The sequence below is a fragment of the Parerythrobacter lacustris genome, assembly GCF_024626475.1.
Classification (GTDB): Bacteria; Pseudomonadota; Alphaproteobacteria; order Sphingomonadales; family Sphingomonadaceae; genus Parerythrobacter_A; species Parerythrobacter_A lacustris.
Genome location: NZ_JANKHH010000007.1, coordinates 440,757 through 454,876, shown reverse-complemented (window position 1 = coordinate 454,876; position 14,120 = coordinate 440,757). Strand labels below are relative to the sequence as shown.

Annotated in this window: 11 protein-coding genes; 9 read left to right on the top strand and 2 right to left on the bottom strand. The window is 64.8% G+C overall.

All coding sequences use genetic code 11. The features are described from left to right. Positions 1–897: an alpha/beta fold hydrolase gene (locus tag NSO95_RS14075; protein ID WP_257596942.1), complete on the top strand. Its 897-nt coding sequence runs from the start codon at positions 1–3 to the stop codon at positions 895–897. A gap of 620 nt (positions 898–1,517) precedes the next feature. Here NSO95_RS14075 and NSO95_RS14070 read toward each other — a convergent pair. Beyond that, complete coding sequence (locus tag NSO95_RS14070; protein WP_257596941.1) at positions 1,518–2,612, bottom strand: DUF2332 domain-containing protein; 1,095 nt, start codon at positions 2,610–2,612, stop codon at positions 1,518–1,520. Positions 2,613–2,666: 54 nt separating this feature from the next. Between NSO95_RS14070 and hisG the strand changes: the two genes are divergently transcribed. The 8 genes from hisG (at position 2,667) to NSO95_RS14030 (ending at position 11,620) form a co-directional block, all read left to right on the top strand. Further along, on the top strand, positions 2,667–3,323 hold the full coding sequence (gene hisG, locus NSO95_RS14065; protein ID WP_257596940.1) for an ATP phosphoribosyltransferase: 657 nt from the start codon (positions 2,667–2,669) through the stop codon (positions 3,321–3,323). Further along, positions 3,323–4,615, top strand: a complete 1,293-nt coding sequence (gene hisD / locus NSO95_RS14060; protein ID WP_257596939.1) for a histidinol dehydrogenase — start codon at positions 3,323–3,325, stop codon at positions 4,613–4,615. The genes hisG and hisD overlap by 1 nt, the downstream gene beginning before the upstream one ends. Beyond that, positions 4,612–5,058, top strand: coding sequence for a transcription antitermination factor NusB (gene nusB / locus NSO95_RS14055; RefSeq protein WP_257596938.1), 447 nt, complete (start codon positions 4,612–4,614; stop codon positions 5,056–5,058). Before hisD ends, nusB begins: the two co-directional genes overlap by 4 nt. A 231-nt stretch (positions 5,059–5,289) precedes the next feature. Further along, a complete protein-coding gene (thiL, locus tag NSO95_RS14050; protein WP_257596937.1) occupies positions 5,290–6,165 on the top strand; it encodes a thiamine-phosphate kinase in 876 nt (291 codons plus the stop codon). 140 nt (positions 6,166–6,305) lie between these two features. Further along, positions 6,306–8,453: a sodium-translocating pyrophosphatase gene (locus tag NSO95_RS14045; protein WP_257596936.1), complete on the top strand. Its 2,148-nt coding sequence runs from the start codon at positions 6,306–6,308 to the stop codon at positions 8,451–8,453. Between the two features lie 239 nt (positions 8,454–8,692). Further along, positions 8,693–9,793: a GNAT family N-acetyltransferase gene (locus NSO95_RS14040; protein ID WP_257596935.1), complete on the top strand. Its 1,101-nt coding sequence runs from the start codon at positions 8,693–8,695 to the stop codon at positions 9,791–9,793. Between the two features lies 1 nt (position 9,794). Next, complete coding sequence (locus tag NSO95_RS14035) at positions 9,795–10,676, top strand: transcriptional regulator (protein WP_436278040.1); 882 nt, start codon at positions 9,795–9,797, stop codon at positions 10,674–10,676. 32 nt (positions 10,677–10,708) lie between these two features. Further along, the gene (locus NSO95_RS14030) at positions 10,709–11,620 is read left to right on the top strand and encodes an acyl-CoA thioesterase (protein ID WP_257596934.1); all 912 of its coding nucleotides are present in this window, start codon (positions 10,709–10,711) and stop codon (positions 11,618–11,620) included. Between the two features lie 178 nt (positions 11,621–11,798). On the opposite strand, the gene NSO95_RS14025 is transcribed toward NSO95_RS14030, so the two are convergent. Then, positions 11,799–14,108, bottom strand: coding sequence for an EAL domain-containing protein (locus NSO95_RS14025; protein ID WP_257596933.1), 2,310 nt, complete (start codon positions 14,106–14,108; stop codon positions 11,799–11,801). Positions 14,109–14,120 lie beyond the last annotated feature (12 nt).

Below are 14,120 nucleotides of genomic sequence, written 5' to 3'. Positions count from 1 at the left end.
ATGGAGCAGCGCCGCGTCGCCCTTGCCAACGGGATCGAGCTCGATGTCGTCGACGAAGGGCCGCGCGACGCACCTGCGCTCATTTTCCTCCATGGCTTTCCCGAGAGCCACCGCACCTGGCGCAACCAGATCGCGCAATTTTCGGATCGCTACCGCTGCATCGCGCCCGACCAGCGCGGCTATCGCGGATCGTCCAAGCCGCAGGAGGTCAATGCTTATACGCCGGACAAGATGATCGGCGATGTGTTCTTCCTCGCCGATGCGCTGGGGATCGAGCGCTTCACCGTCGTCGGCCACGACTGGGGCGGCGCGATCGCCTGGGGCGTCGCCTATACCGGCATGATGAACGGGCGGGTCACCAGCGCGGTGATCGCCAATGCGCCCCACCCGGTGCTGTTTCCCAAGCTGCTCTACACCAACCGCGAGCAGCGCGCGGCGAGCCAGTATTTCACCCTCTTCCGCGACCCCGCCAATGACCCGATGATCCGCGGACACGGCCTCGCCCCGCTGCTGATGAAAGCGTTCGAGGGCAAGGTGATGACCCGCATCGACGAGGACGAGGCGGCGCGGATGCTGGCCGACTGGTCGGACCCCGACGCCGCTTTCGGCATGCTCAACTATTACCGCGCCAGCCCGATGGAAGTGCTGCCGCTCGATGCGCCCTACGAACTGCCCGCCGACTACCAGCCCTTCCCGCTGCCCAAGCTTGTGATACCGACACTGGTGATCTGGGCGATGGACGACGAAGCGCTGCCGCCCGCCAATCTCGACGGGCTGGACGAGGTGATCGTGGACCCGCAAGTGGTGCAGGTCCCCGGCTGCGGCCACTTCGTCCAGTGGGAAGCGCCCGAGGCGTTCAACGCCGCGATGGCGGCGTTTTTGGACGCGACGGGATAGACGGGATGGACCAATCTCGAACGGCGGAAGTCCGTGTTTTTGCGTGCAAAAGCGGCCGTTCCGCTAACGACCCCGTTGCGGTCATTGGCAGAACCGCTAGTTTCGCAACATGAATAGACTGCTTCCTAGGTGCATCTTGGCCTTTGCACTGACCGGATGCGCGGACCATCGACCGACAGAAGTGAAAGTTCGGGAGGCAATCTCGCGCTGCTCGACCTCAGAAAATTGTTATCTTTTGGATAGAGGGGGCAACCGACAGATGCTCACACGGTCCAAGGCCGATAAGCTCAAGCCATCGCTGCTTTGCGGAGGGCAAGCCACACTTGTTGAAGAAGCCGATCATAGGTCAACTGGTTCGTCACTATATGTCGGACAATGTCAGATCGATGGACAGAAATCTGCTCAGGTTACCCTCTGGTATTTCGATGATGGGCGTTACAATTTGACCATCGAGGATTGCCGCGCGACTGGATGTACAAAAGGTTGGTTTCGGCCAATCTAAGAGATGGAGAACGGCAGCTTTCCACCCTCATCTGAGCCATTCTGGGGTCCGCAAATTCCACCTGAAAGCGGACAGCGACCTACGCCAGAGTTTGTCCGCGCGGCCTAAGCACAACGTCCTACCCCAGCCACTCCATATCCGCGCCGTGCGGGTGCGACCAGGCGAGCTGCACCGCCTCCTCGCCGCCGGGCCAGTAGCGGACCTTGAGCATATGGCGGTGGACCGTGCGGTCGGCCTCGACCGATACCCACGCGAGCGGCCTGTCCGCAGTCGCCGCAGCGCCGGCGGATTCCATCGCCGCCGTCACGCGCTGCTGCTGGTCTTGGGGCACGTATTGCCACACGATCGAGTGCATCAGCACCCGCGTGGTGCCCGGTACTTGCGGCTTGGCCAGCGCATCCTCGACGAATTCCGCCGCGTTCATCCTGACGAGGTCGGGCTTGCGCTCGGTCGCGGCGCGGATCGCGGCTTCCATCCGGTCGAACCGAACCGTGTGCTCGGGCCAGATATAGGCCTTGAGGCGCAGCGCCTGCGCCGGATCGGTCAGGTCGACCGGGGCGACATCGCAGCCCTTCGCCGAAACGATCGCTATGTCGGCGGCAGGAGGCGGGCTGCCGTTCCATTCGGGCGCGAAATGCATCGCGGGTTGCTCCGGCCCGACCACGATCCCGCCGAGATCGTAGCGGTAGCGGTCCATCATCAGATTGATCCCCGCGCTCGATCCGATTTCGAGCAGCGCGAACCGTGCGGTCAAACCCTTGTCCGCCAGCCACAGCATCGCCGCCGAGAAATTGCTCGACCGGCCGGCCTCGTTGGTCTGCGGCGGCCCGTCGAGCCAGGGCATCAACGGCGCTTCGAACGCCAGCATCGCATCGCGCACCAGCGCAGCATCGTCGGCTGAAATGCCGCGATAGATCGGCGCGAGTTCCTTGGCATCGCCCGACAGGTGGAGTGCGTGGATACCGCCCGCGATCCGCAGCGGCAGCGCGTCGGCGAGCGGCGCGCCATGCCAGGTCCGGATCCGCTCGATCAGCGCGTTCGAGGCATCGGATGCCAGAACGTCGGCGATCGCCCCGACGACCCGCGCGGTGATCGGTGCCCCGGCATTCTCGCAATAGGCGACCTGGTTGGCGAAGGCGGTGGCGACCGCGCCCTCGCCGCGGGTGTTCATGTCGACGAATTCGTAATCCGGCCTTTCGCCCCGATCCGCCATATCCACCCCTTTCCAATTGCCCTTTGCCGGACCCTTGCCTATCTGCGCGGCGCGATGGCGCAAACACAATTGACCTTTGCCGTGCCCAAGGGGCGCATCCTCGACGAGGCGCTGCCGGTGATGGCGCGCGCCGGCGTGGTGCCGGAGGATGCGTTTCACGACAAGGCCAACCGCAGCCTGACCTTCGCGACGGGCCGCGCCGACATGCGGCTGATCCGGGTGCGCGCCTTCGATGTCGCGACCTTCGTCGCGCATGGTGCGGCGCAGGTCGGCATCGTCGGGTCGGATGTGATCGAGGAGTTCGACTACGCCGATCTCTACGCCCCGGTCGATCTCGACATCGGCCACTGCCGCCTGTCACTCGCCGAGCCGAAGGATGGCGCAGCGAGCATCGACGGGGCGAGCCATGTGCGCGTCGCGACCAAATATCCCGGCCTCACCCGCCGCCATTTCGAGGCGCAGGGCATCCAGGCCGAATGCGTCAAGCTCAACGGCGCGATGGAGATCGCCCCCAGTCTCGGCATGTGCGGGCGGATCGTCGACCTGGTCTCGAGCGGGCAGACGCTGAAGGACAACGGACTGGTCGAAGTCGCCAAGATCATGGACATCACCGCGCGGCTGATCGTCAACCGGGCGGCGCTCAAGACCGATCCGAGGGTCGCCGCGCTGGTCGAGGCCTTCCGTGCCGATGCAGCGGCAAAGGCCGCGTGATGAAGTTCCTCAAGGCCTCCGACCCCGGCTTCGAGCGCGCTTTCGCCGCCATCGTCGACGACCGGCGCGAGAGCGACGAGGACGTGACGCGCGATGTCGCCTCGATCCTCGCGGATGTGCGCAACCGGGGCGACAAGGCGCTGGTCCAGCTGACCGCGCGGTTCGACCAGTATACGCTCGACACGCCCGAAAGCTGGCGGGTGGGGCCGGAGGACTTCGCCGCTGCCTACGCCGGGCTGGAACCGGGCCTGCGCGACGCGCTCGACCTCGCAGCGCAGCGGATCGAGGCCTACCACCGGGCGCAGCTGCCCGAGGACCGCGACTACACCGACGATACCGGGATGCGGCTCGGCGCGAAGTGGCTGCCGGTCGATGCGGCGGGGCTCTACGTGCCCGGCGGGCGTGCCGCCTACCCGTCATCGCTGCTGATGAACGCCATTCCGGCCAGGGTCGCGGGCGTGGAGCGCATCGTCGCGGTCTCCCCGACCCCCGGTGGCAAGCTCAATCCGCTGGTGCTCGCCGCCGCGCATGTCGCGGGGATCGATACGCTGTGGCGGATCGGCGGGGCGCAGGCGATCGCCGCGCTGGCCTATGGCACCGCGACGATCCCGCGGGTCGATGTCGTTACCGGCCCCGGCAACGCCTGGGTGGCGGAGGCCAAGCGCCAGCTCTACGGCGTGGTCGGGATCGACATGGTCGCCGGGCCGAGCGAGATCCTCGTCATCGCCGACGGCAGCAACGATCCCGACTGGATCGCCGCCGATCTGCTGAGCCAGGCCGAGCACGATCCCTCCAGCCAGTCGATCCTGATCACCGATGATGCCGCTTTCGCGATGCAGGTCGAGGACCGTGTCGACGTCCAGTCCGCCATGCTGTCCACCAGCAAGGTGGCGCAGGCAAGCTGGAAGGACCATGGGGTGATCATCCTGGTCGAGCAGATCGAGGATGCCGTGCCGCTCGCCAACCGGCTCGCCGCCGAGCATGTCGAGCTGGCGGTGGACGATCCGGACGCGCTGTTTGCGGGTCTGCGCCATGCTGGCAGCGTCTTCCTCGGCCGCACGACCCCCGAAGCGGTCGGCGACTATCTCGCCGGACCGAACCACGTGCTGCCGACGGGTCGCCGCGCGCGTTTTTCCAGCGGGCTGTCGGTGCTCGATTTCATGAAGCGCACCAGCTTCCTCTCCGCCAGCGAAGCGGCGCTGGCCGCGGTCGGTCCCGCCGGGATCGCGCTGGCCAATGCCGAGGGCCTGCCGGCCCACGCCCGATCGATCGAATTGAGATTGCCGAAATGACCTCCCGCTCGAAGGCCCGCGCGGCCGCCCGCCTCGCCGCCGTTCAGGCGCTTTACCAGCAGCATATGGAGCGCACCCCGCTCGCGCGGCTGCTCGACGAATTTCACCAGCACCGTCTGGGCCGGGAGATCGAGGACGAACAATATGCCGAGGCCGATGTCGATTTCTTCGACGATGTGGTGGCCGGCGTCGATGCCCGGCGCGACGAGATCGACGCGAAGCTGGCCGAGAAGCTGGCCGCAGGCTGGACGCTGGCGCGGATGGACAAGACCATGCTCCAGATCCTGCGCGCAGGCGCTTACGAGCTGATGGCGCGGCCCGATGTCACGGTAGGCACGGTGATCGACCAGTATCTCGACGTCGCGAAAGCCTTCTTCGACGACCGCGAGGCGAAATTCGTCAACGGCATCCTGGACGCGGTGGCGAAGGATGTGCGGGCTTAGGGGCGCTCACAGAGGCGCAGAGGTCTCGCTCCCGCGCCGCAGGCGGACCATTTTGACTCTCGCAAAGGCGCAAAGGCGCGAAAAGGTTGCCCCGCGTCTTCGCGCCTTTGCGCCTTTGCGAGCGAAAATTAGGAAAGCGCCTTCGGCGCGCACGTCCCCTCGTCTCTGTGCCTCTGCGCCTCTGTGAGCGCGAAAACTTCACTCTTCCGCCCAAACGGCTAACGTCCCTCCATGACCACTGAATTCGACCTCATCGCCCGGCTGCGCTCGCTTGCTACGCATCCCGCCGCGCGGGGGCTGAATGACGATGCGGCGGTGCTCTCCATCGGCGGGCAGGAACTGGTCGTCACCCATGACATGATGGTCGAGGGGATGCACTGGCTCACCGGTCAGGACATGGCCGATGTCGCGTGGAAGCTGGTGGCGGTGAACCTGTCCGATCTTGCGGCCAAAGGCGCGCAGCCCATTGGCCTGGTCCTGGGCCAGATGATGGGCGCGGATGACGACCGCTTTCTCGAAGGGCTGGCCGAGGCGCTGACGGCCTTCGAGGTGCCCCTGCTCGGCGGGGATACGGTGGGGGCGACCACCGGTCCGCGCGCGCTCGGGCTAACCGCGCTGGGCAAGGCGACGCATTCGCCCGTTCCCTCGCGCTCGGGCGCGCAGCCGGGGGACGGCGTGTTCCTCGTCGGCACCGTCGGTGGGGCGATGATGGGCTACGAGGCCCTGCGCGACGGGACCGGCGGCGAGACTGCCGCCTATCTGCGCCCTCAACCCCTGCTTGCCGAGGGGCAGGCCTTGGCACCGTTTGTCAGCGCGATGATGGATGTGTCGGACGGGCTGCTGCTCGACGCCTCGCGCATCGCTTATGCGAGCACGGTGACGATCGATCTCGATCCCTCGGCCGTCCCCCTCGGCGCGCCCGAATCCCGCCGCGACGACGCGCTGCGCTGGGGCGACGACTACGCGCTGCTGCTGACCGCCCGGCCCGGTGCCAAGCTGCCCGATTTCGCTTGGCCGATCGGCAAAGTTCTGCCGCGCGGCAAGCATGCGCTTCTGCTCGACGGCAACCCTCCTGCAGATGGGAAGCCGCTGGGTTATCAGCACTAGCTTGCGCAGAGTGCCAAATGCCGTGCAATTCGCCGCGATAGGGGCTTGCACGGACGCGACACGTACGTATAGCCGTGCGACCTTTCGCGGACCCGTAAGAACGGGCCGTTTCCACTCACAGGAATGATCGGGGGAACTTCGTGACACTCGTACAAATCGCAATCGCGCTGGGATTGCTGGCCATCGTCTATGGCTTCTTCACCAGCCGCCAGGTTCTCGGGGCTGATCCCGGGAACGCAAAGATGCAGGAAATCGCCGCGGCGATCCAGGAAGGCGCGCAAGCCTACCTCAACCGCCAGTACACCACCATCGGCATCGTCGGCGTGGTCGTCGCCGTCCTCGTCGGCTGGTTCCTTGGCCCGATTTCGGCGATCGGCTTCCTGATCGGCGCGATCCTCTCGGGCGTGGCGGGTTATATCGGGATGAACATCTCGGTCCGCGCGAACGTGCGCACCGCGCAGGCGGCGAGCAAGGGTCTGCAGGAGGGCCTCACGCTGGCGTTCCGCGCTGGTGCGATTACCGGCATGCTCGTGGCCGGCCTCGCGCTGCTCGCGATTGCAGTGTTTTACTGGGTCCTGACCGACCAGCTGGGCAACCCGATCAACGATCCGAACAACCGCGTGGTGGTCGACGGGCTCGTCGCGCTGGCCTTCGGTGCCTCGCTGATCTCGATCTTCGCGCGTCTCGGCGGCGGTATCTTCACCAAGGCGGCCGACGTCGGCGCAGACCTCGTCGGCAAGGTCGAGGCGGGCATCCCGGAGGATGACCCCCGCAACCCTGCCGTGATCGCCGACAACGTGGGCGACAACGTCGGCGACTGCGCCGGCATGGCGGCCGACCTGTTCGAAACCTATGTCGTCACCGTCGGCGCCACCATGGTGCTGACTGCCCTCCTGATGTCGAACGTCCCGCAGCTCGAAGGGCTGATGGCGCTCCCGCTGCTGATCGGCGGCGCGTGCATCGTGACCTCGATCATCGGTACCTATTTCGTCCGCCTCGGCGGAGGGAAGAACGTGATGGGCGCGATGTACAAGGGCTTCCTCGTCAGCGCCGTGCTCGCCATCCCGGCGATCTGGTACGCGACCGACGTCGCGCTCGGCGGCATCGCCACCGAGGTGACTATCAGCAGCAGCGGCACCAGCTTCACCGGCATGGACTTGTTCTGGTGCTCGCTGCTCGGCCTGGTCATCACCGGGCTGATCATCTGGATCACCGAATACTACACCGGCACCAACTACCGCCCGGTCAAGTCGATCGCCAAGGCCTCCGAAACCGGCCACGGCACCAATGTGATCCAGGGTCTCGCGATCAGCCTCGAGGCGACCGCGTTGCCGACGCTGGTGATCGTTGCGGGCATCATCATCGCCTACCAGCTCGCCGGCCTGATCGGGATAGCCTATGCGGCGACCGCGATGCTGGCGCTGGCCGGGATGGTCGTCGCGCTCGACGCCTATGGTCCGGTGACCGACAACGCCGGCGGCATCGCCGAAATGGCCGGTCTGGACGACAGCGTCCGCGAGAAGACCGACCTGCTCGACGCAGTGGGCAACACCACCAAGGCCGTGACCAAGGGCTATGCGATCGCTTCGGCCGGCCTCGCCGCGCTGGTGCTGTTCGCCGCCTATACCACCGACCTCAACGCCTTCGCCGACAAGCTCGGGCTGGAGACGGTCGACGGCAAGGCAGCGGTCAGCTTCAGCCTCGAAAACCCCTATGTCATCGTCGGCCTGCTGCTCGGTGCATTGCTCCCGTACCTGTTCGGTGCGATGGGCATGACCGCCGTGGGCCGCGCCGCGGGCGACGTGGTGAAGGATGTGCGCGACCAGTTCGCCAACGATCCGGGCATCATGGCCGGCACCAGCCGCCCCAACTATGCCCGTACGGTGGACCTGGTGACCAAGGCGGCGATCAAGGAGATGATCATCCCGTCGCTGCTGCCGGTGCTTGCCCCGGTGGTGGTCTACTTCGTGATCACCGCGGTCTCGCCCAATGGCGCGGCTGACGGTTTCGCGGCATTGGGCGCATTGCTGCTCGGCGTGATCATCTCGGGCATCTTCGTCGCGCTCTCGATGACCGCCGGCGGCGGCGCATGGGACAATGCGAAGAAGTACATCGAAGACGGCCACCACGGCGGCAAGGGCTCCGAAGCCCACAAGGCTGCGGTGACCGGAGACACGGTGGGCGATCCCTACAAGGACACCGCGGGTCCGGCGGTGAACCCGATGATCAAGATCACCAACATCGTCGCGCTGCTGCTGCTCGCGGCGCTGGCAGGCCACGGCATGTGACCTGATCCGCGCGATCTTCGCAAACCAATGCAGACCCCGTCCGGCGCGAGCCGGGCGGGGTTTTGCTTTGCCGCCGATAAATCGCGCCAACCGTTAAAACTTCGTCAGCCAATCCCCGGTAGGACCGGCAAGTGGCAGCATTTGCTGCGGGAAACGAAGGTTAACGCATGGCGGGCCGCTCATCGCCGGAAGCGAAAGGGACTGCACTTGCCCAGGTGCAAGGCGCCGACCCGCGCCCGGTGAGCATTCGGTCGCGGCCGTGGGGCGAAACGGCCTCGGACGGTCGATTTCTCGCCATGTGGCGCGGCCTGACGGAGAACGCGGCCGAACCCAATCCCTTCCTCGAACCGTGGGCCCTGCTCCCTGCGCTGGAGTCGCACGATGCTGCCCGGCGGTGTGACATCCTCACGATTGAAAGCGGCGACGCACTGATCGGGCTGATCCCGGTGGCTCGCCACGGCCTGTATTATCGCTACCCCCTGCCCCATCTGCGCAACTGGATGCACGGTAATGCCTTCCTCGGCACGCCGCTGGTTGCCTCCGGGCAGGAAGACGCCTTCTGGACCGCGTTGCTGGAATGGGCGGACGAACGCGCGGGAAGCGCACTGTTCCTGCATCTGTCGCAGCTTGACGAAGAGGGTCCGCTGCTGGCCAGCCTGCGCGGCATCCTGGCCGATCAGACCCGTCCGGCTGCCATCGTCCACCGCGAAGAGCGCGCCTTGCTCCAGTCCGATCTCGGACCGGAAGCCTATCTCGCAGCATCGATGAGCGGCAAGAAGCGCAAGGAGCTGCGGCGCCAGCATCGCCGCCTCGCCGAAGAGGGACAGCTCGAATTTCGCCGTGAAGGCGACGACACGGGCCTCCTCGCCTGGACCGACGCTTTTCTCGCGCTGGAAAAGGCAGGCTGGAAGGGCGAAAACGGCTCCGCTCTCGCCTGCGATCCGGCGACCGCGAATATGTTCCGCAAAACGCTCGGCGGTGCGGCATCGGCTGGAAAGCTCGAGCGCCTTTCGTTCTGGTTCGACGGCAAGCCGATCGCCATGCTGGCGAACTTCCTCACCCCGCCGGGCGCGTTCTCCTACAAGACGGCCTACGACGAGAGCTTCGCACGCTTTTCGCCCGGCGTGCTGTTGCAGCTGGAAAACCTCGCGCTGCTCGACCATCCGCAGATCGATTGGTGCGACAGTTGCGCGTCGCAGGACCACCCGATGATCGACCGCATCTGGCGCGAGAAGCGCACCATCGTGCGTGTCTCGATAGCCATCGGCGGACGCGCGCGGCAGTCGATCTGCCGCCAGATCCTGCGGCGCGAGGCGGGCACCGAAATGGGAGAATTGTGACATGGGCCTGATGCAGGAAATCGCGCCGGACGATACCGGTTCGCCGCCCGTTTTCGGCGCGCAAGCCCGTGCGACATTCGCCGCCAACTATCCCGAAACCCCGCATCTCCTGCGCCATGGGCTGGGAAGGAACGTCCTGCTCGAACTGGATTCGCTTGCCGTGCTGGCGGGCAAGCTGCCTCCTTCCTCGATCGAGTACAATCGCGGCGACCTGCCGATCGGGGTCGACGGCAAGCCCGGCAGCAACGGCCTGTCGATCGAGGACACCATCCGTCATATCGCGTCGAGCAACAGCTGGGCGGTGCTCAAGAACATCGAGCAGGTTCCCGAGTACGAAGCGCTGTTGCTCGACCTGCTGGGCGAATTGCGCGGCGAGATCGAGCGCAAGACCGGCGCAATGCTGCGCCCGCAGGGTTTCATCTTTATCTCGAGCCCCAATGCGGTGACGCCATACCATTTCGATCCGGAGCACAACATCCTGCTCCAGCTCGTCGGCTCGAAGGCGATGACCCAGTTCCCGGCAGGCGACAGCCGCTTCGCCCCCGACGAGGTGCACGAAACCTACCATTCCGGCGGGGCGCGCGAGCTGACCTGGCACGACAGCTTTGCGCAGCATGGCCGCGAATTCGCGCTCGGCCCGGGAGATGGGCTGTTCGTCCCCGTGATGACCCCGCATTTCGTGCGCAACGGCCCGGAAAGTTCGATCTCGTTGTCGATCACCTGGCGCAGCGACTGGAGCTTCGCCGAAGCCGATGCGCGCGGGTTCAACCGGGTGCTGCGGCGGTTCGGCCTCGCCCCGGCCCCCCCCGCGCGCTGGCCTGCCGGAAACACTGCCAAAGCCTTCGGCTATCGCGCGCTGCGGAAACTCCGTCTCGTGCGTTGACGTAGCCTGCATCGCGCCGCAAAGCGCCGGCGATGAGCGAAACGCAAAGCAACGCCCCGCCACCGCCAGAGAAGCTGGTCGAAAATCTCGTCCGTCTGCTGACTGTCGAACCGGCAGGAGACAGCGAGTTCGAAGGTCGCCCACAAAAGGGCGGAGTCGGGCGGATGTTCGGCGGCCAGGTGATCGCGCAGGCGCTCCAGGCGGCGCAGGCTACGATCACTGACGGCAAAGAGGCCCATTCCCTGCACGCCTATTTCCTGCGTGGCGGGCAGGAAGGCCCCCCGATCCACTATTCTACCGCGTGCGATTTCGAAGGCCGCAGCTTTGCCAACCGGCGGGTCGTCGCGAGCCAGGAAGGCCGCCCGATTCTCAACCTGACCGCCAGCTTCCAGTCCCCGGAGGAGGGCCTCGAGCATGTCGACGCACCCATGCCGGAGGTTCCGGCGCCAGAGGATCTCCGGTCGGACATGGATATCCGCAAGGGCGTGGTAGAGAAGCTGGGCGAGCGAATGTCCGAAACCCAGCGCAACCTCATGCTCCGCCCGCGCCCGATCGACATGCGCACCACCGACAAGCTGCACTGGATGAACAGCGAGAAAAAGGAACCGCAGGCGCGCAGCTGGTTCCGCACCGTCGCCCCCTTGCCCGACGATCCCGCGATCCATCGCGCAGTGATCGCCTATGCCAGCGACTTTACCTTGCTTGGCACCAGCGCGCTGCCGCACGGCCTCAGCTGGATGCGCGGCGAACTGGTCGGCGCGAGCCTCGACCATGCGATCTGGTTTCATCGCCCGGCTCGGGCGGACGAGTGGTTGCTGTATGCCACCGACAGCCCGTGGAGCGGCAGCGGCAGGGGCTTCAATCGCGGCCGCATCTTCAATCAGGCCGGCGAGCTGGTGGCCAGCGTAGCTCAAGAAGGCATGATCAGGCGTAAACGCAGCTGACTGCCCTATCGAGTTCGACCCGGAAAACAAAAAAGGGCCCCGCAAGGGACCCTTTCTAGTTCGTATGGATCAGGATCTTACTTGAAAATCCAATCGTAGATTGACTTCCAGCGCATGTTCTATCTCCTGCTGCGACTAGCACCAGAAGAATATGTTAACCGAGACGCTTTGTAAACTGTTAACCAATCCTGCGCATGATCCGCCCTCTATCTCTTTGTAAACCAAGCGTTTCACTCAACTCACCTAGGGTTAACGGGCGGGCGATATAGAAGCCTTGACCGATATCGCAGCCGAGATCTTTCAGCATTTCGTATGATTCGCGATCCTCGATTCCCTCAGCCACCGAAACCAGCCCGGTCTCTCCCGCCAGGCGGATCACGTTGGACACGATCGATCGCGCCATCTGCGAGGTGCGCATGCGGTGCACGAAGGCGAGATCGATCTTGATTTCATCGAACGGCAGTTCCGACAGGGCATCGAAATTGGCACTCGCGATACCGAAATCGTCGATCGAGAACCTGACACCCGACTTGCCGATCCGCTCGAAGACTTCACGCGCTACGGCAAAGTCCTCGATTCGCGCCGTCTCGGTTACTTCGATCACGAGATTTGCGGGGTTCATCCGGCATGCCGCGAGGTTCTCTTCGACCAGATCCGCAATCCTGTGGTCGACGAACTGGATGGCCGAGACATTGATCGAAATCTGTGGTTCGAACCCGTCCTCGAGGAGACTCTCGGCGGCCCGCAGCGTCTTGTGCGTGATGCGCTTGGTCAGATCGTCGAGACGCCCTGCCCTTTCGCACTGGAGTATGAACCGGGCCGGAGAGACATCGCCATGCTTTTCATCGACCCACCGGGCGAGCGACTCCGCACCGATGATCTCGCCCGTTTGCAGATTGGCCTGTGGTTGCAGCTTGATTCCGATGCGGTCTTCCGACAGCGCGTCTTCCAGTCGGGCCTGGAGCGAATAGTCCCATTCTTCGCTATCTGCTTCGAAATCGGATATAACGAAGACCGGGCGATAGGCCTCGCGGGCCTGATCGGCAGCGGCGATCGCTGAGTTGAGCCGGCTCGCCATCGGCTTCTCGAACGACTGGTCGACACCGACAGTCATCGAGACATCGAGGTCCCGTTGGGACAGGCTTACCGATTGCGACGCAATGGCGCGCAAGCCCTCCAGGTGACCCTGAAGGTCGTTATAGGCGGCGATCGGCAGCACGAAGGCGAGGTTCTTGCCGCCGTCGTAGTAGATTGTCTGGCTTTGCTCTCCCAGCGACAGTCGCCCGGCAATCTGGCGCAAATATCTGCCTTGATCTCCTTGCGACAGGGTCGCGAATATCGCATCGAGGCGGGCGATCTTGACGGCCACAATCGCTATGCGTTCGCCACCGATGCGATTGCCCAAATCCCGGTTCATCGCGACGAAATTGGGCAAGCCGCTGCGCTGCTCGATCTGAAGATGGCGACGCTTGAAGTTCGCGGCGAACCGAAGGATGGCAAACAGGCCGGCGATGCCGAGCGGTCCGGTGAAGATAATTCGAATGCCCAGTCCGGATGCGACAACAATGGCGAAACCGATGGCAAGCATCCACAGTGCGTAGCCGATCCGGCGGCGACGGCGGGTGCGCAATGTTGCGAGGAGGAGGAAGAACGCGATCCCGAATCCTGCGATCGAAATACCCCAGTCATAGAATTGGCCACTCCCGCGTTTCGCGGTTTCCGCGCCAACGATATGCACGAGACTGGAGGTTACGAAGCCCTCGTTCGGAACCTTGACCGAGCGGGCGGGCGAGCCGGTGGCGCCGAGGACTACAGTTTTGCCGGCCACCTCTATGGTCGAACCATTCATCAACGCGGTTGAGGTTCCATGTGGAACCGCCGCCGTCTGGACGGTGTAGTCGGGCTGGACCGGGCGCTTCTGATCGCCTTCGTCCGCGAGGACCGTCCACATGGCAGGCAGCTTCGACTGTCGGTGAGCGTAGTATGGGTCCACACCCCAGACGAAATCGAGGAAGTCAGTTTCGTAATCGCTGCTGACGACCCGCATGTCGCGCGTGAAATAGGGGTCGGTTTCGGCGACCGCCCTGCTCTCGAGGAGATCGGTCCGTACTGTGCGGGTGAGCACGGCCCTGTCACCCAATCCGAGCAGCGTCTCGCGCAGCTCGCTATCGAGTTTGTCCGCACCGCTCTTCCGGATCGGGAAATCGAGTACGACCCGCTTTGCGCCGTCGGCCTCGAGCTTGTTGAGCGTGTCGACGAGTTGCCGACTTGCCACCACGGCACCGGTCGAGGCGTCGGAGCTTTCGAGTGTGACCAGCGCGATCTCACCGCTCGGCTGCTTGTCGAACATCTTCGACTGCATCGACCAGATACCGATGTCGATCGGGCGGAAAATCGTGGCAGCAGAGAACAGCGCCGCCAGAATGATGGCGAAGCCCGCATGGCGGAGACGCTCGATGGCGTAGAGGGATCGCAGTTTCTGCAGCAAAGGCGGTTCCTT